This is a genomic window from Klebsiella sp. BDA134-6 (assembly GCF_015601345.1).
In the GTDB taxonomy this organism is placed as follows: Bacteria; Pseudomonadota; Gammaproteobacteria; order Enterobacterales; family Enterobacteriaceae; genus Klebsiella; species Klebsiella grimontii.
This window is the reverse complement of the sequence record NZ_CP064784.1, coordinates 1,345,797-1,369,279: the sequence shown is the minus strand read 5'-3', so window position 1 is coordinate 1,369,279 and position 23,483 is coordinate 1,345,797. Positions and strand designations below refer to the sequence as shown.

Here is a 23,483-nt window from a genome sequence, read left to right as displayed (position 1 = left end):
CTCATCAGGCGCTACCATATGCGCCTCACTTCGATTGTCAGGAATTATCATGAAACGCGCCGTAGTTGTCTTCAGCGGAGGACAAGATTCGACGACCTGCCTGGTGCAGGCTCTGCAACAGTATGATGAAGTGCATTGCGTCACTTTTGATTATGGCCAACGCCACCGCGCGGAGATTGACGTTGCTCGCGAACTGGCGCTAAAACTGGGGGCCGTCGCCCATAAGGTCCTTGATGTCACGCTGCTTAACGAACTGGCGGTCAGCAGCCTGACCCGCGATAGCATTCCGATTCCGGATTACGAGCCGGACGCCAGCGGCATCCCCAATACTTTTGTCCCCGGTCGCAACATTCTGTTTTTAACCCTGACGGCGATTTACGCGTATCAGGTTAAGGCAGAAGCTATTATCACCGGCGTTTGTGAGACCGATTTTTCGGGCTATCCGGACTGCCGAGACGAGTTTGTGAAAGCGCTGCACCATGCCGTCAGCCTCGGAATGGCGAAAGATATTCGCTTCGAGACGCCGCTGATGTGGCTTAACAAAGCCGAGACCTGGGCCTTAGCCGATTACTGGGGCCAGTTAGAGCTAGTGCGCCATGAAACCCTGACCTGCTATAACGGCATTAAAGGCGACGGCTGCGGGCAGTGCGCCGCCTGTAATCTACGCGCCAACGGCCTGAGCCACTATCTTGGCGATAAGGTTGGCGTGATGACGGTGATGAAGCAAAAAACCGGGCTCCAGTAAGCGGTTACTTCCCGGCGGCGCAATAGCCCCGCTGGCGGCCGAAGGCGATTAGCCCGGTCAGATACGCTGCAGCGCCTACGGGGAAATTCCGCAACTTTCTGCGCCCTCGCCCCGGGGACGGCGCGATGCGCCTGCCCGGGCTGCCGGAGCGCAGGCTGCCGGGGGACGTGTAGCCCCGGCAGGTGCGCAGCACCGCCTCCGGGACATCTCCCTCCGGCTGGCCAGTTAGCGCGGCTCAAGCTGCTCCAGCTTCTCCCGCAGTTCGCCCTCCAGCGGCAGCGCTTTCTGGGTTTTAAGATCGATACAGACAAAGGTGATAAGCGCATCGGCGACCACTTCGCCGTTAGGATTGAGGGTAACCACCTGGCTTAACGTCCCGCTTTTTCCATTGAGCTTTTCGAGCTTGCTGGTGACGGTTAACACATCGCCCAGTACCGCTGGTCGGCGATAGTTGATATTGATATTCACCACCACAAAAGCGATGTTGCGCTCGGTCATCCAGTGGAAGGCCGGGCTGCTTTCCAGACCATCCCAACGCGCCTCTTCGAGAAACTCCAGATAACGCGCATTGTTGACGTGCTGATATACATCCAAGTGATAGCCGCGAACTTTGATTTGAGTCTGCATAGCGCGAATGCCTTATCTCTAATTGTTGTTTTGAGGTCAGAGGTCACACCACTGGTGTAACCTCTTCATTCTGGCAAATAATAACAACTGTGCAAACTTCCGCTGAAAATTTACAGCTTCAGATGTGACAGATTTCTCTCTACCAGCGAGTTGCCCATACCGGGGACCTGCTTAAGGTCGTCAACGGTTTTAAACGGCCCGTACTCTTCGCGATAGCTCACGATAGCCTGCGCTTTCTTCAGACCGACGCCATTCAACGCCTTAGCCAACTCCTCCGCACTGGCGTGATTAATACTCACCCTGGTGCCCTCACTGTCGGCCGCGTTTAACCCATCCGGCGCTTTTGCCTGCGGCGACTGCACGCTCTCCTTTACCGTCGACGACGCTTTACCCGCAGAGGGCGCCGCCTGCGCTATCTGACTCCCCGCCGCCGCACAAACCAGTACTGCGGCAATAAGCGTTTTCATTCCTCGTTTCATGCTGTTATCTCCTTGTTTGTTGACAGCAAGAGCACGATAGCGATGAGGGAAAAAGAGTACAAAAGGCAAAATGCAGAAATGGAAAAGGCCGCGAAAGCGGCCTTTGAGGATTACATCACGTTACTTGCTTTTGCGAAGCAGCGCGAAATTATTGTTGCTGGTCGATGATGTCGCCGACCTTAATTTTAGCCGCTTTACGCAGGTTGCTCATCAGCGCTTCGAAGGCGATCTGGGCGTTATTCTGGGTGATCCCCTGAATCATCGCTTTTTTCTGCTCTTCCGGCATCGTACCCGCTTTCACTTCCTCCAGCGCCAGCAGCACTACGTTGCCCTGCAGATCGGAGCCCACGCCGTAGCTTGGCTTACCCGACTGCGGCAACGGTAACGCAAAGACTGACTGGCTCAGCGCTTCCTGACCGGTGCGTGACAGCGTCTGCGGCGCGCCAAAGCTCAGGCCTGCGGCTTTCATCGCTTCATCGCCTTTACCCTCTTTCAGGGCCGTCAGCAGCTTATCAGCATCCAGCTTTGCCTGCTGTTCCGCTTTGTTGCGCTTAACAATATCGCTTACCTGCGCTTTCACATCCGCCAGCGGCTTAACCGCCTCCGCTTTGTGCTCGCTGATGCGCAGAACAAACGCGCGATCGCCGTCAACGGTGATGATATCGGAGTTGCTGCCCGGCGTGCCGTTGTCGCCAACCAGGCCGCCGTTGAAGATAGCTTCAGAGACCGGCTTGAAGTTCAGCTCTTGCGGCAGGCTGTCACGGCCAAACCAACCTGTTTCAACCACTTTCAGACCGGCAACCTGGGCGGCGCCCGCCAGCGACTCATTATCGTTGCTCGCCGCGTCGCTCACTTTCTGCTGCAGCGCGTAGTACGCATCCAGCGCTTTTTCCTGCTTCACTTTCGCCGCGATATCATCGCGAACCTCAGCCAGCGGTTTAACCTGCGCAGCCTGAACGTCGTCCAGACGGGCAACGAGGAAACCCACGGAGGATTTAATCACGCCAGAAAGCTGGCCTTTTTCTTTCAGACCGGCTTCTTTCAGCTCCGGCACGGTTGCGGCATCGTCCATCCATCCCATGTCGCCGCCGTTGCGGGCAGAGATGATGTCGGTTGATTTCTCTTTTGCCAGAGCGGCGAAGTCTGCGCCTTTCTTCAGCTCATCGAGCACAGCCTGGGCATCCGCTTCGGTTTTGGTCTGAATGATGCTGTAGCGGTTACGCTGCGGCTGAGTGAACTGATCCTGATGCTGGTCGTACCATGACTGAATTTCTTCGTCAGAGGCGTTTTCCTGCATGCTCGCAGCGTCCATCTTGATATAACTTACGCGGAACTGCTCCGGGGCCATAAAACGCGCCTGGTTCTGCTGGTAGAAGGCGTTGATTTCATCGTCGGTAGCGGTTTGCTTCGCCGCCAGCGCGTTCACGTCGATAGTTGCTTCACGGACGACGCGCTGTTGAGAAACCAGCGCCGCCAGCTGGTCGGATTCGCCCTGCAGCATAAAGTCGGTACCGGCTACGGCGTTGATCAATTGCTGAGTCGTCAGCTGATTACGAAGCGCCTGCGCGTACTGATCCGTCGTCATCCCCATCTGATTAACGATACGACTGAAGCGCTCGTTATCAAATTTGCCATCCGCCTGGAAAGCCTGGGTCTGGAAGATCGCCTGCTTAACCTGGTCATCGCTGATGCTGAGACCAAGCTCACGGGCATACTGATCGAGCAGCGCCTCGTCAATCAGACGGTTCAGCACCTGCTGACGCATGGTCTTCATGTAATTTTCATTAGCCGCCAGCTCTGAGAACTGGTCGCCAAGCTGCTGCTGCATGCGATTACGCTCGCTGGCAACGGCATTCTCAAACTGTGTGCGACCAATCTCCTGGTCATTAACTTTTGCGGCATAGTTGTTGCCACCGCCAATCAGGTAACCACTCACCCCGGTCAAAATGAACGAGACGATAATGATACCGAAAATAATCTTGAGCACGACGCTGTTGGCGGCCGTGCGTAGGTTGTCCATCATGGTGTAACAACGCTCCGCTGTAGATGACTTTAGCTCGCGCAGCATAGCATGTGATGGCCGCCGCGCGTGAGGACGTATTTTGACAAGAAAACGGGGTGATTGTCAGCCCACAAGTGCGTATAAACTCACATTAAGTCGCATTCTGGCAAATAAAAAAGGCACATCTTGCGATGCGCCCTTGTACTTCGTCACAGACCCCAGTGGGGAAGTCGATCAGTTTACCGCGTCTTTCAGCGCTTTACCTGCGCGGAAACCCGGTACTTTAGCAGCAGCAATGGTGATTTCTTTGCCTGTTTGCGGATTGCGACCAGTACGGGCAGCGCGCTCTTTAACAGCAAAAGTACCAAACCCTACCAGCGCAACGTCATCTCCAGCCTGCAGAGATTCAGTAACAGAAGCGATTAAAGCATCTAACGCACGTCCAGCTGCGGCTTTAGAAATGTCCGCACCGGCAGCAATTTTGTCAATCAGTTGAGATTTATTCACTGTTCTCTTCCTCTCTTTATAATTTATATCGCACCAGAATCCTTCGTGGCGCGACCGCGCAGCAGTTATATCAGGACTGTCATGCCCTTACAACAGAGTTGTAATTGACCCCCCTGCCAGCGATCTAAGTTAGCTACACAAAAAAAGGCTGGCAAGTACGAATTTACTTACCAGCCCTATTTTTCTTAGCGCTATTTGCGCGAAATCACTATTTTGCCGTGACGACTTCCATTCCAAACGGTTCGTTCTGCAGCGCAAGTGCCAGAACTTCCTCGATTCGTTTTACCGGATGGATATCTAAATCAGCGATAACGTTATCCGGAATTTCTTCAAGGTCGCGTTTATTTTCATCAGGAATCAGAACAGTCTTAATGCCGCCACGATGCGCGGCCAACAGTTTTTCCTTCAGACCACCAATCGGCAATACCTGGCCACGGAGGGTAATCTCACCGGTCATCGCCACGTCAGCGCGTACCGGATTACCCGTCAGGCAGGAAACCAGCGCGGTGCACATCGCGATACCGGCGCTTGGACCATCCTTCGGCGTAGCGCCTTCCGGCACGTGAACGTGAATATCACGTTTTTCGTAAAAGTCTGAGTTAATACCCAGCTTATCCGCACGTGAACGAACCACCGTCAACGCCGCCTGGATGGATTCCTGCATGACTTCACCCAGTGAACCAGTGTAGGTCAGCTTGCCTTTACCCGGAACGCAGGCGGTTTCAATGGTCAGCAGATCGCCGCCCACTTCCGTCCACGCCAGGCCGGTCACCTGACCTACGCGGTTTTCGCTATCCGCACGGCCATAGTCATAGCGCTGCACGCCAAGGAAATCGTGCAGGTTGTCGCCATTAATCTCGATGTGTTTCAGCGACTTATCCAGCAGAAGCTGTTTCACTGCTTTGCGGCACAGTTTCGAGATTTCGCGCTCCAGACCACGCACGCCCGCTTCACGGGTGTAGTAGCGAATGATGCCGATAATCGCGCTATCATCCACCGTCAGCTCGCCTTTCTTGAGCGCGTTACGCTCAATCTGTTTTGACAGCAGATGGCGTTTGGCGATGTTCAGCTTCTCATCTTCGGTATAGCCGGAGAGGCGGATCACTTCCATACGATCCAGCAGCGGCGCCGGAATATTCATGGAGTTAGAGGTCGCAACGAACATCACGTCGCTGAGATCGTAATCCACTTCCAGATAGTGGTCGTTAAAGGCCACGTTTTGTTCCGGATCCAACACCTCGAGCAGCGCCGATGCCGGATCGCCGCGCATGTCAGAAGACATCTTGTCGATCTCATCCAGCAAGAACAGCGGGTTTTTAACGCCCACTTTAGCCATTTTCTGGATCAGTTTGCCCGGCATTGAGCCAATATAGGTACGGCGGTGACCGCGGATTTCCGCTTCATCACGCACGCCGCCCAGCGCCATACGCACATATTTGCGTCCGGTTGCTTTGGCGATAGATTGGCCGAGAGAGGTTTTACCTACCCCCGGAGGCCCAACCAGGCACAGGATCGGCCCTTTGAGCTTGTTAACACGGCTCTGCACCGCGAGGTACTCAAGAATACGATCCTTCACGCGCTCAAGGCCGTAGTGATCGGTATCGAGGATCTCCTGAGCCTGACGCAGGTCTTTTTTAACCTTGCTGCGGGCGTTCCACGGTACCTGCACCATCCAGTCAATGTAGCCGCGAACGACGGTGGCTTCCGCCGACATCGGGGACATCATTTTCAGTTTTTGCAGTTCCGCTTCGGTTTTCTCTTTTGCCTCTTTCGGCATTTTCGCCGCGTCGATCTTACGCTTCAGCGCTTCGTTCTCGTCCGGAGCGTCATCCATCTCGCCGAGCTCTTTTTGAATGGCTTTCATTTGCTCATTCAGATAGTACTCGCGCTGAGATTTCTCCATCTGCTTTTTCACGCGGTTACGAATACGCTTTTCAACCTGCAGCAGATCGATTTCCGACTCCATCATCGCCATCAGATATTCCAGACGTTCGTTCACGTCGGACATCTCCAGCACGGACTGTTTGTCCGCCAGCTTCAGCGGCATATGCGCAGCGATGGTATCCGCCAGACGCGCCGGATCGTCGATGCTATTGAGCGACGTCAGCACTTCCGGTGGGATTTTCTTGTTCAGCTTGATGTAGCCTTCAAACTGGCTGATGGCGGTACGAACCAGCACTTCCTGCTCGCGTTCGTCAATCGCCGGCGATTCAAGATATTCCGCTTTCGCCGAAAAATGCTCGCCGTTATCAGACAGCGCAGAGATGCGCGCACGCTGTAAACCTTCGACCAGCACTTTCACAGTCCCGTCCGGTAGCTTCAGCATTTGCAAAATAGACGCCACGGTCCCGACGGTGAAAAGATCGTTTACACCCGGCTCATCCGTCGAGGCTTCTTTCTGCGCAACCAGCATGATTTTTTTGTCATGGTCCATGGCTGCTTCGAGACAACGGATAGATTTTTCCCGCCCTACAAACAGGGGTATGACCATGTGCGGATAAACCACCACATCGCGCAACGGCAATACGGGGATTTCAATGCGTTCAGAACGCTCAGGATTCATAGAGCTCTCTCTTAGTTTAAAGTCCGCCAGGTAGCCGACGACGCAATTCAACGACGCGTCGCCGTTAATATGTAAACCAGTATATGGGGATGTATTCCATACATTCAACGGCGGGAATGCAGGAAAAATAAAAGGGGAGATAAAATCCCCCCTTTTTGTTAACTGCTTGAGCAAACTGGTTAATTATTCACCAGACGCCTGCTGCGCTTCCGGTTTGCCGTAAATCAGCAGCGGCTTGCTCTGACCATCGATAACCGAAGCGTCGATGACCACTTTTTCCACGTCTTCCATTGACGGAAGATCGTACATGGTATCGAGCAGCGCGGCTTCAACGATAGAACGCAGGCCGCGAGCACCGGTTTTACGCGCCATCGCTTTCTTAGCGATAGCGTCCAGCGCTTCGTCGCGGAACTCCAGCTCGGCGCCTTCAAGGCTGAACAACGCCTGATACTGCTTAGTCAGGGCGTTTTTCGGCTCTTTGAGGATCTGAATCAGCGCTTCTTCGCTCAGCTCGCTCAGGGTCGCCACCACAGGCAGACGGCCAATGAACTCAGGAATCAGACCAAACTTGATCAGATCTTCCGGCTCAACCTGGGACAGCAGTTCACCTTCGCTGGCTTTATCGGACTTCGCCTTAACCGTCGCGCCGAAACCAATGCCGGAGCCGGTTTCGACACGGTGGGAAATGACCTTATCCAGACCGGCAAACGCGCCGCCGCAGATAAACAGGATTTTAGAGGTATCAACCTGCAGGAACTCCTGCTGCGGATGCTTACGCCCGCCCTGCGGCGGAACCGCGGCCACGGTACCTTCAATAAGCTTCAGCAGCGCCTGCTGCACGCCTTCGCCGGAAACATCGCGGGTGATCGACGGGTTATCCGATTTACGGGAAATTTTGTCAATCTCATCAATGTAGACGATACCGCGCTGGGCTTTCTGCACGTCGTAGTCGCACTTCTGCAACAATTTCTGGATGATGTTCTCCACATCCTCACCCACGTAACCCGCTTCGGTCAGGGTGGTGGCATCAGCCATGGTGAAAGGCACATCCAGCAGGCGCGCCAGCGTTTCCGCCAGCAGCGTTTTACCGGAGCCGGTTGGCCCGATCAGCAGAATGTTGCTTTTACCCAGTTCAACGCCGTTGCTGGTGTCGCCATTGCGCAGACGTTTGTAGTGATTGTATACCGCCACTGCCAGCACTTTTTTCGCCGGCTCCTGGCCGATAACGTAATCGTCCAGATGGTGGCGAATCTCGTGGGGAGTCGGCAATGCACTGCGCTCGCGATGCGGCGCGACTTCTTTAATTTCTTCGCGAATGATGTCGTTACATAAATCAACGCATTCGTCGCAGATATACACGGATGGCCCGGCGATTAGCTTACGCACTTCATGCTGGCTTTTGCCGCAAAAAGAGCAGTACAACAGTTTGCCCGAACCATCTTTGCGTTTATCTGTCATGAGTCCAAACCTCTTATTAAGTTCTTTGTGCCGCACACGACGACGCAAATGCCATTCTCAGGCGCAAACCGCTGGAAAGCGTTGTGCCGCCCTCTTACAAACAAGTATAGCGGCCCCCTTGCGCCCGGGGCATCAATTACGATGAGTCAAAATGGAGTCGACGAGGCCGTATTCCACTGCTTCTGAGGCAGACAGGAAACGATCGCGCTCGGTATCACGCTCAATCTGCTCAAGGGATTGACCAGTATGATGTGCCATTAGTTCATTCATGCGGCCTTTCACTTTCAGGATTTCGCGGGCGTGGATTTCGATATCCGTCGCCTGGCCCTGATAGCCGCCCAGCGGCTGGTGAATCATCACGCGGGAGTTCGGCAGACAGAAACGCTTACCTTTAGCCCCAGCGGTCAGCAGGAAGGCGCCCATCGAAGCCGCCTGCCCCATACAAATAGTGCTGACGTCCGGTTTGATGAACTGCATAGTGTCGTAAATCGACATCCCGGCGGTAATCACGCCGCCCGGAGAGTTAATGTACAGATAGATATCTTTTTCCGGGTTTTCCGCTTCCAGAAACAGCATCTGCGCCACGATCAGGTTAGCCATGTGATCTTCTACCTGGCCAGTCAGAAAAATGACGCGCTCCTTGAGCAGACGGGAGTAAATATCAAATGAACGTTCGCCGCGTGAGGTCTGTTCAATGACCATCGGCACCAGGGCCATATGGGGTGCAAAGTTGTCTCGTTCGCCACTGTATGACATTTCCGTCTCCTGGATTAATTTGAAAAAAACCGCTGCACTGATTGTAACCTTACGGACGGATTATCAGCCAGAATTTCTGCCATCGGGCAGAAGTGCATTGATGCACGCTTCATTACGGCGCATGGTTATACCGCTGCGGTTACGTCTCCCGGTTATGGGGATGACGTTGCCTTAATTCAAGCATAACAATCTTTTGTCGTAACGCTATCACTGAAATCGCCTTTTCGCACGTATCCTAAGGCTATCATTGCAATAAAAAAACCCGCGGCCTTTCGGCAACGGGTTTTTACTCAAACCTTAAACCTTGCGGCGAAATTACGCTTGCTGGTTCATCAGTTCGCTGAAGGAAGTGGCTTTTTCAGACACTTTAGCTTTCGCCAGCACGGCTTCAACAGCCTGCTCTTCCAGAGCGACGTTGCGCATGTTGTCCATCAGCTCTTTGTTTTTGCTGTAGAACTCAACGACTTCTTTCGGATCTTCGTAAGCGGAAGCCATCTCTTCGATCAGGCCTTTCACGCGATCTTCGTCAGCTTTCAGCTCGTTGGTACGAATCACTTCGCCCAGCAGCAAGCCAACAACAACGCGGCGTTTAGCCTGCTCTTCGAACAGCTCACGCGGCAGTTCCAGAGCCTGTTGCTCGTTACCGCCGAAACGCTGAGCAGCCTGGCGGCGCAGAACGTCGATTTCGCTGTCAATCAGCGCAGCTGGAACATCGATATCGTTAGCTTTAACCAGACCTTCGATAGCCTGAGATTTAACGCGGTTACGCACAGCGCCTTTCAGCTCGCGCTCCATGTTTTTACGCACTTCAGCGCGCAGGCCGGCTACGGAACCATCTTCAACGCCGAAACGCTTGATGAACTCTTCAGTCAGCTCTGGCAGTTCACGTTCTTCAACTTTCTTCAGGTTGATAACGAACTTAGCCGCTTTACCTTTCAGGTTTTCAGCGTGGTATTCTTCCGGGAAGGTCACGTCGATGGTGAACTCTTCGCCAGCTTTGTGGCCTTTGATACCATCTTCAAAGCCCGGGATCATACGACCCTGGCCCATCGCCAGTACGAAGTCAGAAGCTTTGCCGCCTTCGAACTCTTCGCCGTCAACGGAACCGGTGAAATCAACGGTAACGCGATCTTCGGCATCAACAGCGCCGTCTTTGTCTTTCCAGTTAGCCTGCTGCTTACGCAGAGTATCCAGCATGGTGTCAACGTCAGCGTCGGTCACTTCAACAACCGGTTTTTCAACTTCGATCGCTTCCAGACCCTGCAGTTCAACTTCCGGATAAACTTCGAACTCGACCGCGTAGGTGAAATCTTCACCCAGCTTGTATTCGCCCGGAACATAGTTCGGCGCGCCGGCCGGATTAATTTTTTCTTTGATGATCGCGTCAACGAAGTTACGGCTCATCAGGTCACCCAGCACGTCCTGGCGAACAGATGCGCCATAACGCTGAGCAACAACATTCATCGGCACTTTGCCTTTACGGAAGCCGTCAATGCGAACTTTTTTCGCTACGTTGACCAGCTCGCTTTTGACAGCATTCTCGATGCTGTCAGCGGCGATAGTAATCGTTACACGGCGCCCAAGGCCCTGAGTGGTTTCAACTGAAACTTGCATCTTGTTACCTCAAAAAAATCACAGTGCTCGGTCAACTCTGGAAGCGCGAACAGGTTGCTTCGCAGAACCGGGATGCCCTCTTCAAATCAGAAACACATTCCCTGTCGTCAGAATCATCCCGAAGACATTCATAATAAAAGACGCGACATTATAGCGGCATCACTTTTGTGAGTCGAGAACGGTTGTCGCCCACTGCTGCGGCTTTTTTCACATTTCCCGAGCAAATTTGCCTGTAAAAAAGCGCAAGCTGCACATTTTCCAGGCAAAACAAAACGGCCCGCAGGCCGTTTTCTCATAAATCTTCACGCAACATACTGGAAAAGCTCCAGCGGTTGCAAATGCGATTTCTACGCGATACTCCCAGCCCCGCGACAAGGAGGAGAAGCAAAGACGGTATCCTGTAGCCCTTCCCACTCTTTGATTGTGTAGGTATGCAACGCCAGAGCGTGCACGGTGCTTGATAGTTCCTCAGTCAACGTTCCGTAAATCATACGGTGACGATTAAGAAAACGCTCGCCAAGGAAGCGATCGCTCACCAACACCACTTTAAAATGACTTTCAGAGCCCGCAGGAACGTTGTGGCGATAACTTTCATCCACGACTTCAAGATACACCGGGTCGAACGCTGCCCTAAGTTTTGCTTCGATCTGTTCACGTATCATCATGAATTTTCTCCTCCGACAACGCTGTATTGCCGCCATTCCCTTTAAATGTTAGCCGCTTTTACCGCTTCCATTGGGCGAAAACAACAAAAAATTGGCATTCCTCTGATATTTTCATGCAAAAGTATCGGCTTTACTGGTCTGGTATCCTGAAAGCCCCATCTGAATTGCGATATGCGATGCTGCAAGGACAGAAAACGCACAAGACGATGAATTTACATGCGTTGCCACTTCCCCTTGCCGTTGGCGATGTTATGATGGCGGGAATTGTCCTCATTACTACTCCCATGCGTTGAGACCCTGAACATGTTTAAGAAAATTCTTTTGCCTTTGGTCGCGCTGTTTATGCTGGCCGGATGCGCCACTCCGCCGACCACTATTGATGTATCACCGAAAATTACCCTGCCGCAGCAGGATCCCAGTCTGATGGGCGTGACCGTCAGCATTAACGGCGCCGATCAGCGTCCGGATCAGGCGCTGGCGAAAGTCACTCGCGATAACCAACAGGTTACGCTGACCGCCTCCCGCGACCTGCGTTTCTTATTGCAGGAAGTCCTCGAGAAACAGATGACCTCCCGCGGCTATATGATTGGTCCGAACGGCGCCGTTGACCTGCAAATTATCGTCAATAAACTGTACGCCGACGTGTCACAGGGCAACGTGCGTTACAACATCGCCACCAAAGCCGATATCGCCATCATCGCCACCGCCGCCAACGGCAACAAGATGACCAAAAACTATCGTGCCAGCTACTCTGTTGAAGGCGCATTTCAGGCCTCGAACAAGAATATCGCCGATGCGGTTAATAGCGTTATGACCGATACCATTAGCGATATGGCGCAGGACACCAGCATTCACGATTTTATCAAGCAAAACGCTCGTTAATTTAAGTTGCAGACCCGGCCCCGCGTCGGGTCTGCACGACAAGACATGTCCAATCATTACTTACGCATTTTTACGCAGCCAAAATCAGCGATCCTGCTGATCCTTGGTTTTGCGTCTGGATTACCGCTCGCCCTGACCTCAGGCACGCTGCAGGCGTGGATGACCGTTGAAAATATCGATCTGAAAACCATCGGTTTTTTCTCTCTCGTCGGCCAGGCCTACGTCTTTAAGTTCCTCTGGTCGCCGCTGATGGACCGCTACACGCCGCCGTTTCTCGGCCGTCGTCGCGGCTGGCTGCTGGCAACCCAGTTTCTGTTACTGATTGCTATTGCGGCGATGGGATTCCTTGAACCCTCCACGCAGTTGCGCTGGATGGCGGCGCTGGCGGTCGTCATCGCCTTTTGTTCCGCGTCTCAGGATATTGTGTTTGACGCGTGGAAAACTGACGTGCTGGCCGCGGAAGAGCGAGGCACCGGCGCGGCAATCAGCGTGCTGGGCTATCGTCTGGGGATGCTGGTTTCCGGCGGGCTGGCGCTATGGCTGGCCGACCGCTGGCTAGGATGGCAGGGAATGTACTGGCTGATGGCCGCGTTGCTGATCCCCTGCATTATCGCCACGCTGCTGGCCCCGGACCCCAGCGATGTCATTCCGGTGCCGAAAACGCTGGAACAGGCGGTTGCCGCGCCGCTTCGAGACTTCTTCGGTCGCAATAACGCCTGGCTTATCCTGCTGCTTATCGTCCTTTATAAGCTTGGCGATGCTTTTGCCATGAGCCTGACCACCACCTTTCTGATTCGCGGCGTCGGTTTCGACGCCGGCGAAGTGGGCATGGTCAATAAAACGCTCGGCCTGTTCGCCACGATTGTCGGCGCCCTGTACGGCGGCGTGCTCATGCAGCGCCTGACCTTATTCCGCGCACTGTTGATTTTTGGCGTGCTGCAGGGGATATCAAACGCCGGATATTGGCTGCTATCCATTACCGATAAGCACCTTTTCTCCATGGCGACGGCGGTATTTTTCGAAAACCTGTGCGGCGGAATGGGCACCGCGGCGTTCGTCGCGCTGCTGATGACGCTGTGCAACAAATCCTTTTCAGCCACCCAGTTTGCCCTGCTCTCGGCGCTTTCCGCCGTCGGGCGCGTTTACGTCGGCCCCATCGCCGGCTGGTTCGTCGAGGCTCACGGCTGGCCGGCCTTCTATCTCTTTTCCGTCGTTGCCGCTGTGCCGGGTATTTTGCTGCTGTTAATTTGCAGGCGTACCCTGGAACACACCCAGCGGTCAGAGAGTTTTATGCCGCGCACGCTCTTTCCTCAGATCTACGCGCTGGCCTTAATTATTCTGGCGGTTGGCTGCCTGATGCTGGCGATATGGCTACTGCTGCTGGTGCTGAACGCGCTGGATTACACCAATTTCTCCTTCCTCGCGGGCCTGCTGGAGATCGCCGTACTCACCGCCGTTGCGGGTATTTTACTCGGCGCTTTCCTTGACTACCTGGCATTACGCAAAACCGAGCTGATTTAATCGTTACAGAAACGTTATTGGACGTTGTAATTACCATGGGTAATTATAACGTCTTATTAACGATTTTATATTTAGACTACTGAGTTTGTTGTTTTGTGCGTTTTAGATTTCTGGAAATTATTGACAATTTTTATGCGAATCTTTAAATAATTTAAACGATTCAGCTTTACTGGTTTTATTTTCCGCTTTTATGATGTCTTTTATTTGATAATTAATTGTTAATTATTTGTGTTGTTTTGCAGATGGTTATGCTCATTCTCTTATAAACCCCCTGGTTCTTATCCCTTTCGTTATCAATCCCGCGTAAATCAAGCTTTGCAAGCGATAATGTCACACTCCGTAACATATGTGACAAGGCAAGCAGAAGCCGCTAACATAGAACAGACACAGCTCCAACTATGTTTACAGTAATGCAACCTTCCCGTAAAATGCCCGTACACTTTAAGCGCCACCAGATTCCGTGGAATTGAGGTCGTTCAATGAGACTTAGGAAATACAATAAAAGTTTGGGATGGATGTCATTAATCGCAGGCACTGTATTACTCAGTGGTTGTGATTCTGCACTCCTCGACCCAAAAGGACAGATTGGACTGGAGCAACGCTCTCTGATTCTGACGGCTTTCGGCCTGATGATGATCGTCGTTATTCCAGCCGTCTTGATGGCAGTAGGATTTGCCTGGAAGTATCGTGCGAGCAATAAAGATGCGAAGTATAGCCCGAACTGGTCACACTCCAACAAAGTTGAAGCCGTGGTCTGGACGGTTCCTATCCTGATCATCCTGTTCCTGGCCGTTCTGACCTGGAAAACAACTCACGCATTAGAGCCGAGCAAACCGCTTGCTCACGATGAAAAACCCATCACTATCGAAGTCGTTTCGATGGACTGGAAATGGTTCTTCATCTATCCGGAACAAGGTATTGCTACCGTCAACGAAATCGCCTTCCCGGCGAACGTACCGGTACACTTCAAAGTGACCTCCAATTCCGTGATGAACTCGTTCTTTATCCCACGTTTAGGTAGCCAGATTTACGCAATGGCCGGGATGCAGACTCAGCTGCACCTCATCGCGAACGAAGCTGGTACTTACGACGGTATCTCCGCCAGCTATAGCGGCCCGGGCTTCTCTGGAATGAAGTTCAAAGCTATCGCCACGCCGGATCGTGCAACCTTCGATCAGTGGGTAGCGAAAGCCAAACAGTCTGCGAATACCATGGACTCCATGGAAACATTCGACAAACTGGCTGCGCCTAGCGAATACAACAAAGTGGAATACTTCTCTAACGTGAAACCGGATTTGTTTAAAGATGTTGTTAACAAATTTATGTCTCACGGTAAGAGCATGGATATGACCCAACCGGAGGGCGAGCACGCAGCGCACGAAGGAATGGAAGGCATGGACATGAGCCACGCGGAAACCGCTCACTAAGGGGCCGAGGAAGAAAACGATGTTCGGAAAACTTACACTGGATGCAGTGCCCTACCATGAACCCATTATTGTGGTTACGGTGGCTGCAATTATCATTGGGGGACTGGCGCTTCTGGCAGCCATCACTTACTTCGGTAAGTGGTCCTACCTTTGGAACGAGTGGCTGACTTCGGTTGACCACAAACGTCTCGGTATCATGTACGTTATCGTAGCAATCGTTATGTTGCTGCGTGGCTTTGCTGACGCCGTTATGATGCGTAGCCAGCAGGTGCTGGCCTCGGCCGGGGAAGCAGGTTTCCTGCCGCCTCACCACTACGATCAGATCTTTACCGCCCACGGCGTTATCATGATCTTCTTCGTAGCGATGCCGTTTGTTATCGGTCTGATGAACCTGGTGGTTCCGCTGCAGATCGGCGCACGCGACGTTGCTTTCCCCTTCCTTAACAACCTGAGCTTCTGGTTCACCGTTGTGGGTGTGATTCTGGTTAACCTCTCTCTGGGCGTCGGTGAATTCGCGCAGACCGGTTGGCTGGCCTATCCGCCGCTGTCGGGAATTGAGTACAGTCCGGGAGTCGGGGTCGATTACTGGATCTGGGCTCTCCAGCTATCCGGTATTGGTACAACGCTTACCGGTATTAACTTCTTCGTAACGATTATCAAGATGCGTGCCCCTGGCATGACCATGTTCAAGATGCCGGTGTTTAGCTGGGCATCTCTGTGCGCCAACATCCTGATTATCGCCTCCTTTCCAATTCTGACCGTCACCGTCGCGCTGCTGACCCTGGACCGCTACCTGGGCACCCATTTCTTTACCAACGATATGGGTGGCAACATGATGATGTACATCAACCTGATTTGGGCCTGGGGTCATCCGGAAGTGTACATTCTGGTTCTGCCGGTATTCGGTGTCTTCTCCGAAATCGCAGCGACCTTCTCGCGTAAGCGTCTGTTTGGCTACACCTCGCTGGTATGGGCAACAGTGTGTATTACCGTTCTGTCGTTCATCGTTTGGCTGCACCACTTCTTTACTATGGGTGCGGGCGCGAACGTAAACGCCTTCTTCGGTATTACGACCATGATCATCGCTATCCCAACCGGGGTTAAGATCTTCAACTGGCTGTTTACCATGTACCAGGGCCGCATCGTCTTCAACTCAGCAATGCTGTGGACGATTGGCTTTATCGTGACCTTCTCCGTAGGTGGTATGACCGGCGTTCTGCTGGCGGTACCGGGCGCAGACTTCGTGCTGCACAACAGCCTGTTCCTGATCGCGCACTTCCATAACGTCATCATCGGCGGCGTAGTGTTCGGTTGCTTCGCAGGTCTGACCTACTGGTGGCCGAAAGCCTTTGGCTTCACCCTGAACGAAACCTGGGGCAAACGCGCTTTCTGGTTCTGGATCATCGGCTTCTTCGTCGCATTTATGCCGCTGTACGTGCTCGGCTTTATGGGTATGACCCGTCGCCTGAGCCAGCAGATTGACCCGCAGTTCCACCCGATGCTGGTTGTTGCAGCCTGCGGTGCGGCGCTGATCGCCTGCGGTATCCTCTGCCAGCTGATTCAGTTCTACGTGTCTATCCGCGATCGCGAGCAGAACCGTGACCTGACCGGCGACCCGTGGGGCGGCCGTACGCTGGAGTGGGCAACCTCTTCTCCTCCGCCGTTCTACAACTTCGCTATCGTTCCTGTGGTTCACGAGCGTGACGCGTTCTGGGAAATGAAAGAGAAAGGCGACGCGTACAAGAAACCGGCTGGCTATGAAGAGATTCATATGCCGAAAAACAGCGGCGCGGGCATCGTTATTGCTGCTTTCGCAACGGTGTTTGGTTTCGCAATGATCTGGCACATCTGGTGGATGGCGATTGCAAGCTTCGTCGGCATTCTGGCGACCTGGATTATTAAGAGCTTTGACGAGGACGTGGATTACTACGTGCCGGTTGCAGTAGTCGAAAAACTGGAAAATCAGCATTTCGATGAGATTAACAAAGCAGGGCTGAAAAATGGCAACTGATACTCTTGCGCATAACGCCCACGCGCACGAACACGGGCACCATGATACAGGACCGATGAAGGTATTCGGTTTCTGGATCTACCTGATGAGCGACTGCATTATCTTCGCCACTCTGTTCGCGACCTATGCCGTTCTGGTGAACGGCACGGCAGGCGGGCCGACCGGTAAAGATATTTTCGAACTGCCGTTCGTTCTGGTTGAAACCGCGCTGCTGCTGTTCAGCTCCATCACCTACGGCATGGCGGCTATCGCCATGTACAAAAACAACAAGAGCCAGGTGGTTTCCTGGCTGGCGCTGACCTTCCTCTTCGGGGCAGGGTTCATCGCAATGGAACTCTATGAATTCCATCACCTGATTGTTGAAGGTATGGGTCCGGATCGCAGCGGCTTCCTGTCAGCGTTCTTCGCGCTGGTCGGTACCCACGGTCTGCACGTAACCTCTGGTCTGATCTGGATGGCGGTGCTGATGGTACAGGTTTCTCGTCGTGGCCTGACCAACACTAACCGTACCCGTATCATGTGCCTGAGTCTGTTCTGGCACTTCCTGGACGTCGTGTGGATCTGCGTGTTCTCTGTTGTTTATCTGATGGGGGCGATGTAATGAGTCATTCTACCGATCATAGCGGCGCTTCTCACGGCAGCGTGAAGAGCTACATGACGGGGTTCATCCTGTCGATCATTCTGACGGTTATCCCGTTTGCAATGGTGATGAGTGGCTCCGCATCGCATGCGGCTATTCTGGGAACCATCCTGGTCACTGCAGTTGTGCAGATTGTGGTACACCTCGTGTACTTCCTGCACATGAACAGTAAATCGGACGAAGGTTGGAACCTGACCGCATTTATCTTCACCGTAATCATCATTGCTATCGTAGTCGTCGGTTCCATCTGGATTATGTGGAACCTGAACTACAACATGATGATGCACTAAGAGCGGCGAGTATGTTTAAGCAATACCTGCAAGTAACGAAACCAGGCATTATTTTTGGCAACCTGATCTCCGTGATTGGCGGTTTCCTGCTGGCCTCAAAGGGCCACATAGACTATCCGCTTTTCATCTGGACGCTCCTCGGAGTATCCCTGGTGGTCGCCTCGGGTTGTGTTTTCAACAACTATATCGACCGTGATATCGATCGTAAGATGGAACGGACGAAAAACCGGGTGCTGGTCAAAGGGCTGATCTCGCCAGAAGCTTCGCTGGTATACGCCACCCTGCTGGGTATTGCTGGCTTCATGCTGCTGTGGTTTGGCGCCAACCCCCTCGCCTGCTGGCTGGGGGTGATGGGGTTTGTGGTTTATGTCGGCGTTTACAGCCTGTATATGAAGCGCCACTCCGTCTACGGCACACTGATTGGTTCTCTCTCCGGCGCTGCGCCGCCGGTGATTGGCTACTGTGCGGTGACCGGTGATTTTGACAGCGGCGCCGCTATTCTGCTGGCTATTTTTAGCCTGTGGCAGATGCCTCACTCTTACGCTATCGCGATTTTCCGCTTCAAGGATTATCAGGCGGCGAATATTCCTGTTCTGCCGGTAGTGAAAGGCATTTCTGTGGCGAAAAACCATATCACCGTTTACATCATCGCTTTCGCCGTTGCGACCCTGATGCTCTCTCTGGGCGGCTACGCCGGATACAAATATCTGGTTGTCGCTGCGGCAGTGAGCGTCTGGTGGCTCGGAATGGCGCTGCGCGGTTACAAAGTGGCGGATGATAAAGTCTGGGCGCGTAAGCTGTTCGTCTTTTCCATCGTGGCCATTACCGCACTGTCGGTGATGATGTCCGTCGACTTTATGGTCCCGGATTCACATAATTTACTGACTATGGTTAGATAAAACCCTAATCAGCACCTGCCGAACGGCTCCCGCTTGCAAGACCGGGAGCCGTTTCTTTATCCCCCCTTCACTCTTCTGATTCATATTATGCAAATCAACTCCCTCCATTCGTTCATATCTATCGAAGTTACCTTCCTTCTCAACTCATTAGGTTCATAGAAAAATCATATAAAAATCATAGCCCTGGCCGGAACACCATCTGGTTTATCTCTATTTAGCGGTGTTAGTCTTTCGCGGTGAGCTTGTGCTCACTTATCCCGTTTAATAAGGAAATAAAAATGAAAGAATTAACATTTAACGAAATGGAGTACGTTTCTGGTGGTTTTAATTTAGTTGGCGCCGCAACCGGCTTTACCGATTTTGTGGTCAATTCCGGGCTGGGATTCAGCTCTTTTGTCGCTACCTCAGGAGCTGCATTCGCAAGCTTCGTGATCGACAGCACCGTTGAAATTGGCAAGTTTGTTGCTGGTCAAACCAACTGGAATACCTTTGTTACTAACGGCGCCAATAACTGGAATGGCTTTGTCAACACCGCGGCAAACAGCTGGTCAACATTCGTGAACAACGCTGGTGCAGACTGGAACGGCTTTATCGACACCGCTAAAGCATAATACATCGGGCAGGTACCCACCTGCCCTCTCTCTGACTACCCCACCAGCATTGCCTGAGCGCTATAAAGCAAATCCAGATGATCGCGGCACAGGGCCTCAATCGAGGTTCTGGACTGATGGCTGGTTAAGCTCAGCGCTCCCCAGTAGATCCCTTCCCGGTCTGACAGCGGTACGGCCAGCACTAGCATGCCAATTTCAAACTCCTGCTCAATCGCGGCATATCCCTGGCGGCGCACCTGGGCGATCTTCTCCAGCAGGGTCGTAACGTCGGTTACCGTATAGGGCGTGCGCTGTTCGCGTTTGATCCGTTGCAATACATTCTCACACTCGGCTTCCGCTAACGACGCCAGCCATAGCCGACCACCAGCGGTACAGTAAATCGGCACCCTCTCCCCCAGGCGTACTGAAGTCGAGTTAAACGGCGTATGCTTACTGCGGGCGATATACACCAGCTCATCATCATCTATCACCCCCACCGAAGCGTGCTCTTCCGTCCGGCTGGCGATGTACTCAACGATCGGCCGTACCATGCGCGGGAACTGCGCTGAATCAACATACGCCTGCCCCAGCCTCAACGCTTTGGGCGTCAGCCAGTAGTAACGTCCGTCGGTTTGCAGGTAGCGCTCGTGCAGCAGGGTAAGGAAAAACCGCCGCGCGGCGCTTTGCGTCAGGCCGCTCATTTTCGCCGCCTGCGGCACGGTGAGCCGCGGATGCTCTTTTGAAAATAGCTGGATCAGCGCCAGCCCCTTTTGCAGGCCGACGATCAGATCGCGGGGATGAATCTGGTTTTGCATACTTGTTCACACTTTCGCAACAATTAGATCGGTTTAGTGCGATTATCGCAGTGGTGGTGCGATTAACAACCAGTATGGTCGAATTCTGCGTTGTCGCTCTCAGCTTCCGCTGAAATACTTTCACAACATTCATTTAACAAAATGAGGTTTGAAATGGTCAGTGGATTCACTCAGGTCGTCGCCGTCATCGGTCACCCGATTACCCAGGTTAAATCGCCGGAGAATTTCAACCGCTACTTTGCAGACCAGCAGATGGACAGCGTCATGATCCCGGTGGATATCGCACCGGAAGCCGTTGCTGACTATCTGAAGACGCTGCGCGGCTGGCACAACATGAGCGGCGTGCTGGTCACCGTTCCACACAAACAGCGGGCCGCCGCCCTGGTCGACGAGTTAACACCGCGAGCTCAGCACCTCAATGCCATTAACGTCATCCGTAAGCTGGCCGATGGCCGTTTACAGGGCGATATGCTCGATGGCGTCGGTTTTCAGCTTGCCGCAGAGGCGCACGGCTTTAGCGCCGCCGGTAAAAAGGGGCTGCTCTCCGGCTGCGGCGGCGTCGGCAGCGCTATCGCGTGGGGGCTTTGCGAAGCAGGCATCCATCAACTGGCGCTTTATGATCAGAATCCCGCCACGCTCCAGCTGCTTCATAACCGACTGGCGACGCATTTTCCGCACGTTCACCTTACCGATCTGCCCGCTAGGCTCAACGGCCTGGATTTGCTGGTGAACGGTTCCCCGGCGGGAATGGCCGGTTTCGATCCGTTACCGCTGCCGCAAACGCTGCTGGAAACACTCCCGGTATCAGCGCATGTCGCGGACGTGGTTACCGCCCCGGTTATCACCCCGCTCCTCGACTTCGCCCGGGATCGCGGCTGCACGATCCAGACCGGGCCGGAGATGGCGCTGGCGCAGATGAAACTGATGGGGCAGTTCATCGGCGCCATTGCGCAGGAACAGGGAGCGGCGGCATGAAAAGCTGGGACGTCATCGTTATTGGCAGCGGCGCCGCAGGCTTTGCCGCGGCAGTGACCGCCTGCTGTAAAGGACTGTCGGTGCTGATGCTGGAAAAAGCTCCGCAGTTTGGCGGCACCTCCGCCATTTCCGGGGGCGCGGTGTGGATCCACGACAGCGATCAGGCGCGGAAAAAGGCAGCAGGCGGCAGCCCGCAGGAAATCGAAACCTATCTGCGGACGATTATCGGTGAGCCTTATTATCGTCAGGATCTGGTAGATGCCTTTATCGCTTCGGGACGCGAGGCGCTGGCGTTTCTGGAAAAAGAGGGGGCAGTGAAATATAACCTGCGCCCGCTCTCTCCAGATTATTACCCGGATGAGCCCGGCGCCGTTGATGTCGGACGGGCGCTGGAGGTGGTGGAGTTTGACGGGCGGGAGCTGGGTGAGCATTTTCGCGACCTCCGCTCTCCCCCACCGGGAATGCTATTGTTTGGCGGGATGATGGTTAACCGGGTTGATATCCAGCACTTTCTCGATATGCGCCGCTCCCTTAGCGCGTTCGCGCACTGCGGCAGACTGCTGCTGCGCTACGGTCGCGATCGCCTGAGGTACCATCGCGGTACCCGCCTGGCGATGGGCAACGCGCTGATCGCCCGCATGGCGACGCTCGCCTTTCGCAAAGGCATGCAGCTCAGGCTCAACGTCAACGTGCTTTCGCTGAGCGAACACAATGGCGAGGTGACCGGCGTAGAAATTGAGCACGAGGGTCAAAAGCAGGCTCTTGAAGCCCGCTGCGGCGTGGTGCTGGCAGCAGGAGGTTTTGCCGCAGGCAAGCTGGCTGAACGCTATCGCCCCCAGACCCGCGAGCACTACACCATGTCCCCCGCCGCCAACGACGGCGCCGCGCTGCGCCTTGCCGCCGCGGTCAATGCACGGGAAGGGGCTGACTTGCCGTCTAACTTTTTCTGGGCGCCGGTCTCGGTTTTACAGCATCCCGACGGCACGCAAGAGCGCTTCCCTCATCTGGTCACCGATCGCGCCAAACCCGGCGTGATTGCCGTCAACCAGCGCGCGGTGCGCTTCGTGAACGAGTCTAACTCTTATCACCACTTCGCCAGCGCCATGCAAAGCCGGGCAGAAAATGCCCCCTGCTTTCTGATTTGCGATGCCCTGGCCATGAAGCGCTACGGCCTCGGCCTGGCGCGCCCTGCCCCGGTCAATAATGACGCGCTGGTGAAAGCGGGCTATCTGCATAAGGCCGATACGCTGCCTGAACTGGCGCAGCGGCTCGGGCTGGATCCGCATACGCTCGCTGAAACGGTGGCTCGCTATAACCGCGATGCCGCTCAGGGCCTCGACCCGGCGTTCACCAAAGGCGGCAACAGCTATAACCGAGCGATGGGCGACCCTGGCCACCGGCCAAACGCCTGTAACGCTCCGCTGACCCGCGCGCCGTTTTATGCCGTCACCCTCTATACCGGCGATCTCGGTACCTCACGCGGCCTGGTCACTACCGCCGATGCTCAGGTGATTAACCAGCAGGATGAACCGATTAAAGGCCTCTACGCCGTGGGTAATGATATGGATTCGATGATGGCCGGAACCTATCCCGGCCCCGGCATTACGCTCGGCCCGGCGCTCACCTTCGGCTATCTCTCAGCCAGCCATATGGCGCAACAACACGCACTGTAAACAGGAGAAGATCATGATCTATGAAAAACGCACCTACACCATCAATCCGTTGAAAATGGCCGACTGGCTGGCGCTGTACAAAAGCGATGCTTACGCCGTGCAAACCGAGCATCTCGGTAAGCTCATCGGTTTCTTCTTTACCGAAATTGGCGTGGTCAATCAGGTGGTACATATCTGGGCCTACGAGAGCCTCGACGATCGCCTGGTGCGTCGGGCGCGTATGGCGCAGGACGAACGCTGGCTGACGTTCTCGCGCAAAAACCGCGAGCTGGCCGCCGTCGAGCGCCTGGAGTCGGTGCTTCTGCGCCCCACTGATTTTTCACCACTGCAATAAGGAGAGAGTT

22 protein-coding genes are annotated in these 23,483 nt (G+C 54.0%); 12 read left to right on the top strand and 10 right to left on the bottom strand.

Annotated features, from left to right (window positions below; all coding sequences use genetic code 11):
- Positions 1–49 precede the first annotated feature (49 nt).
- On the top strand, positions 50–745 hold the full coding sequence (gene queC, locus IYV58_RS06285; RefSeq protein ID WP_004129820.1) for a 7-cyano-7-deazaguanine synthase QueC: 696 nt from the start codon (positions 50–52) through the stop codon (positions 743–745).
- A gap of 225 nt (positions 746–970) precedes the next feature.
- Here queC and IYV58_RS06280 read toward each other — a convergent pair whose 3' ends face one another.
- From IYV58_RS06280 to bolA, 9 genes are all read right to left on the bottom strand, one after another.
- Positions 971–1,372 (bottom strand): YbgC/FadM family acyl-CoA thioesterase, encoded by a 402-nt coding sequence (locus tag IYV58_RS06280; RefSeq protein WP_004129818.1) that lies wholly within the window; start codon positions 1,370–1,372, stop codon positions 971–973.
- A gap of 110 nt (positions 1,373–1,482) precedes the next feature.
- Positions 1,483–1,851, bottom strand: coding sequence for a helix-hairpin-helix domain-containing protein (locus tag IYV58_RS06275; protein WP_004129816.1), 369 nt, complete (start codon positions 1,849–1,851; stop codon positions 1,483–1,485).
- 148 nt (positions 1,852–1,999) lie between these two features.
- A complete protein-coding gene (gene ppiD, locus IYV58_RS06270; protein ID WP_004129812.1) occupies positions 2,000–3,874 on the bottom strand; it encodes a peptidylprolyl isomerase in 1,875 nt (624 codons plus the stop codon).
- Positions 3,875–4,087: 213 nt separating this feature from the next.
- A complete protein-coding gene (gene hupB / locus IYV58_RS06265) occupies positions 4,088–4,360 on the bottom strand; it encodes a nucleoid-associated protein HU-beta (RefSeq protein ID WP_002444653.1) in 273 nt (90 codons plus the stop codon).
- A gap of 208 nt (positions 4,361–4,568) precedes the next feature.
- Entirely contained in the window at positions 4,569–6,923 is a 2,355-nt protein-coding gene (gene lon, locus IYV58_RS06260) for an endopeptidase La (RefSeq protein WP_004099539.1), read from the bottom strand.
- Between the two features lie 183 nt (positions 6,924–7,106).
- Positions 7,107–8,381, bottom strand: a complete 1,275-nt coding sequence (gene clpX / locus IYV58_RS06255; RefSeq protein ID WP_004099538.1) for an ATP-dependent protease ATP-binding subunit ClpX — start codon at positions 8,379–8,381, stop codon at positions 7,107–7,109.
- A 132-nt stretch (positions 8,382–8,513) separates the two neighbouring features.
- Positions 8,514–9,137: an ATP-dependent Clp endopeptidase proteolytic subunit ClpP gene (gene clpP, locus IYV58_RS06250; protein WP_003021624.1), complete on the bottom strand. Its 624-nt coding sequence runs from the start codon at positions 9,135–9,137 to the stop codon at positions 8,514–8,516.
- A gap of 315 nt (positions 9,138–9,452) precedes the next feature.
- Positions 9,453–10,751, bottom strand: coding sequence for a trigger factor (gene tig / locus IYV58_RS06245; RefSeq protein ID WP_004129807.1), 1,299 nt, complete (start codon positions 10,749–10,751; stop codon positions 9,453–9,455).
- 347 nt (positions 10,752–11,098) lie between these two features.
- The gene (bolA, locus tag IYV58_RS06240) at positions 11,099–11,416 is read right to left on the bottom strand and encodes a transcriptional regulator BolA (protein WP_004133447.1); all 318 of its coding nucleotides are present in this window, start codon (positions 11,414–11,416) and stop codon (positions 11,099–11,101) included.
- Between the two features lie 303 nt (positions 11,417–11,719).
- On the opposite strand from bolA, the gene IYV58_RS06235 reads away from it, so the two are divergent.
- From IYV58_RS06235 to IYV58_RS06200, 8 genes are all read left to right on the top strand, one after another.
- A complete protein-coding gene (locus IYV58_RS06235) occupies positions 11,720–12,298 on the top strand; it encodes a lipoprotein (protein WP_004129805.1) in 579 nt (192 codons plus the stop codon).
- A 45-nt stretch (positions 12,299–12,343) separates the two neighbouring features.
- The gene (gene ampG, locus IYV58_RS06230; RefSeq protein ID WP_049114023.1) at positions 12,344–13,819 is read left to right on the top strand and encodes a muropeptide MFS transporter AmpG; all 1,476 of its coding nucleotides are present in this window, start codon (positions 12,344–12,346) and stop codon (positions 13,817–13,819) included.
- A gap of 479 nt (positions 13,820–14,298) precedes the next feature.
- A complete protein-coding gene (gene cyoA, locus IYV58_RS06225) occupies positions 14,299–15,246 on the top strand; it encodes a cytochrome o ubiquinol oxidase subunit II (protein WP_004129799.1) in 948 nt (315 codons plus the stop codon).
- 19 nt (positions 15,247–15,265) lie between these two features.
- Complete coding sequence (gene cyoB / locus IYV58_RS06220; protein WP_004129794.1) at positions 15,266–17,257, top strand: cytochrome o ubiquinol oxidase subunit I; 1,992 nt, start codon at positions 15,266–15,268, stop codon at positions 17,255–17,257.
- Positions 17,247–17,858, top strand: coding sequence for a cytochrome o ubiquinol oxidase subunit III (locus IYV58_RS06215; protein WP_004129790.1), 612 nt, complete (start codon positions 17,247–17,249; stop codon positions 17,856–17,858). Before cyoB ends, IYV58_RS06215 begins: the two co-directional genes overlap by 11 nt.
- Positions 17,858–18,187 carry a cytochrome o ubiquinol oxidase subunit IV gene (locus IYV58_RS06210; RefSeq protein WP_004099523.1) on the top strand — a complete coding sequence of 110 codons (330 nt, stop codon included), beginning with the start codon at positions 17,858–17,860 and terminating at the stop codon, positions 18,185–18,187. Before IYV58_RS06215 ends, IYV58_RS06210 begins: the two co-directional genes overlap by 1 nt.
- An 11-nt stretch (positions 18,188–18,198) precedes the next feature.
- The gene (gene cyoE, locus IYV58_RS06205) at positions 18,199–19,086 is read left to right on the top strand and encodes a heme o synthase (RefSeq protein WP_004129778.1); all 888 of its coding nucleotides are present in this window, start codon (positions 18,199–18,201) and stop codon (positions 19,084–19,086) included.
- 278 nt (positions 19,087–19,364) lie between these two features.
- Positions 19,365–19,697 (top strand): hypothetical protein, encoded by a 333-nt coding sequence (locus tag IYV58_RS06200; RefSeq protein ID WP_004129776.1) that lies wholly within the window; start codon positions 19,365–19,367, stop codon positions 19,695–19,697.
- 35 nt (positions 19,698–19,732) lie between these two features.
- Here IYV58_RS06200 and IYV58_RS06195 read toward each other — a convergent pair whose 3' ends face one another.
- Entirely contained in the window at positions 19,733–20,491 is a 759-nt protein-coding gene (locus IYV58_RS06195; RefSeq protein ID WP_004129774.1) for an IclR family transcriptional regulator domain-containing protein, read from the bottom strand.
- Positions 20,492–20,644: 153 nt separating this feature from the next.
- Here IYV58_RS06195 and IYV58_RS06190 point away from each other — a divergent pair, with 153 nt between their 5' ends.
- The 3 genes from IYV58_RS06190 to IYV58_RS06180 are packed head-to-tail and all read left to right on the top strand — an operon-like array spanning position 20,645 to position 23,473.
- Positions 20,645–21,466, top strand: a complete 822-nt coding sequence (locus tag IYV58_RS06190) for a shikimate dehydrogenase family protein (protein ID WP_195729487.1) — start codon at positions 20,645–20,647, stop codon at positions 21,464–21,466.
- A complete protein-coding gene (locus IYV58_RS06185) occupies positions 21,463–23,139 on the top strand; it encodes an FAD-dependent oxidoreductase (protein ID WP_142444840.1) in 1,677 nt (558 codons plus the stop codon). The genes IYV58_RS06190 and IYV58_RS06185 overlap by 4 nt, the downstream gene beginning before the upstream one ends.
- A gap of 13 nt (positions 23,140–23,152) precedes the next feature.
- Complete coding sequence (locus tag IYV58_RS06180; RefSeq protein WP_004099512.1) at positions 23,153–23,473, top strand: NIPSNAP family protein; 321 nt, start codon at positions 23,153–23,155, stop codon at positions 23,471–23,473.
- Positions 23,474–23,483: the final 10 nt, after the last annotated feature.

Excerpts from the sequence above, each read along its gene's own strand:
- queC (WP_004129820.1), top strand. The coding sequence starts at position 50 with ATGAAACGCGCCGTAGTTGTCTTCAGCGGAGGACAAGATTCGACGACC.
- IYV58_RS06280 (WP_004129818.1), bottom strand. The coding sequence starts at position 1,372 with ATGCAGACTCAAATCAAAGTTCGCGGCTATCACTTGGATGTATATCAG.
- IYV58_RS06275 (WP_004129816.1), bottom strand. The coding sequence starts at position 1,851 with ATGAAACGAGGAATGAAAACGCTTATTGCCGCAGTACTGGTTTGTGCG.
- ppiD (WP_004129812.1), bottom strand. The coding sequence starts at position 3,874 with ATGATGGACAACCTACGCACGGCCGCCAACAGCGTCGTGCTCAAGATT.
- lon (WP_004099539.1), bottom strand. The coding sequence starts at position 6,923 with ATGAATCCTGAGCGTTCTGAACGCATTGAAATCCCCGTATTGCCGTTG.
- clpX (WP_004099538.1), bottom strand. The coding sequence starts at position 8,381 with ATGACAGATAAACGCAAAGATGGTTCGGGCAAACTGTTGTACTGCTCT.
- clpP (WP_003021624.1), bottom strand. The coding sequence starts at position 9,137 with ATGTCATACAGTGGCGAACGAGACAACTTTGCACCCCATATGGCCCTG.
- tig (WP_004129807.1), bottom strand. The coding sequence starts at position 10,751 with ATGCAAGTTTCAGTTGAAACCACTCAGGGCCTTGGGCGCCGTGTAACG.
- bolA (WP_004133447.1), bottom strand. The coding sequence starts at position 11,416 with ATGATGATACGTGAACAGATCGAAGCAAAACTTAGGGCAGCGTTCGAC.
- IYV58_RS06235 (WP_004129805.1), top strand. The coding sequence starts at position 11,720 with ATGTTTAAGAAAATTCTTTTGCCTTTGGTCGCGCTGTTTATGCTGGCC.
- ampG (WP_049114023.1), top strand. The coding sequence starts at position 12,344 with ATGTCCAATCATTACTTACGCATTTTTACGCAGCCAAAATCAGCGATC.
- cyoA (WP_004129799.1), top strand. The coding sequence starts at position 14,299 with ATGAGACTTAGGAAATACAATAAAAGTTTGGGATGGATGTCATTAATC.
- cyoB (WP_004129794.1), top strand. The coding sequence starts at position 15,266 with ATGTTCGGAAAACTTACACTGGATGCAGTGCCCTACCATGAACCCATT.
- IYV58_RS06215 (WP_004129790.1), top strand. The coding sequence starts at position 17,247 with ATGGCAACTGATACTCTTGCGCATAACGCCCACGCGCACGAACACGGG.
- IYV58_RS06210 (WP_004099523.1), top strand. The coding sequence starts at position 17,858 with ATGAGTCATTCTACCGATCATAGCGGCGCTTCTCACGGCAGCGTGAAG.
- cyoE (WP_004129778.1), top strand. The coding sequence starts at position 18,199 with ATGTTTAAGCAATACCTGCAAGTAACGAAACCAGGCATTATTTTTGGC.
- IYV58_RS06200 (WP_004129776.1), top strand. The coding sequence starts at position 19,365 with ATGAAAGAATTAACATTTAACGAAATGGAGTACGTTTCTGGTGGTTTT.
- IYV58_RS06195 (WP_004129774.1), bottom strand. The coding sequence starts at position 20,491 with ATGCAAAACCAGATTCATCCCCGCGATCTGATCGTCGGCCTGCAAAAG.
- IYV58_RS06190 (WP_195729487.1), top strand. The coding sequence starts at position 20,645 with ATGGTCAGTGGATTCACTCAGGTCGTCGCCGTCATCGGTCACCCGATT.
- IYV58_RS06185 (WP_142444840.1), top strand. The coding sequence starts at position 21,463 with ATGAAAAGCTGGGACGTCATCGTTATTGGCAGCGGCGCCGCAGGCTTT.
- IYV58_RS06180 (WP_004099512.1), top strand. The coding sequence starts at position 23,153 with ATGATCTATGAAAAACGCACCTACACCATCAATCCGTTGAAAATGGCC.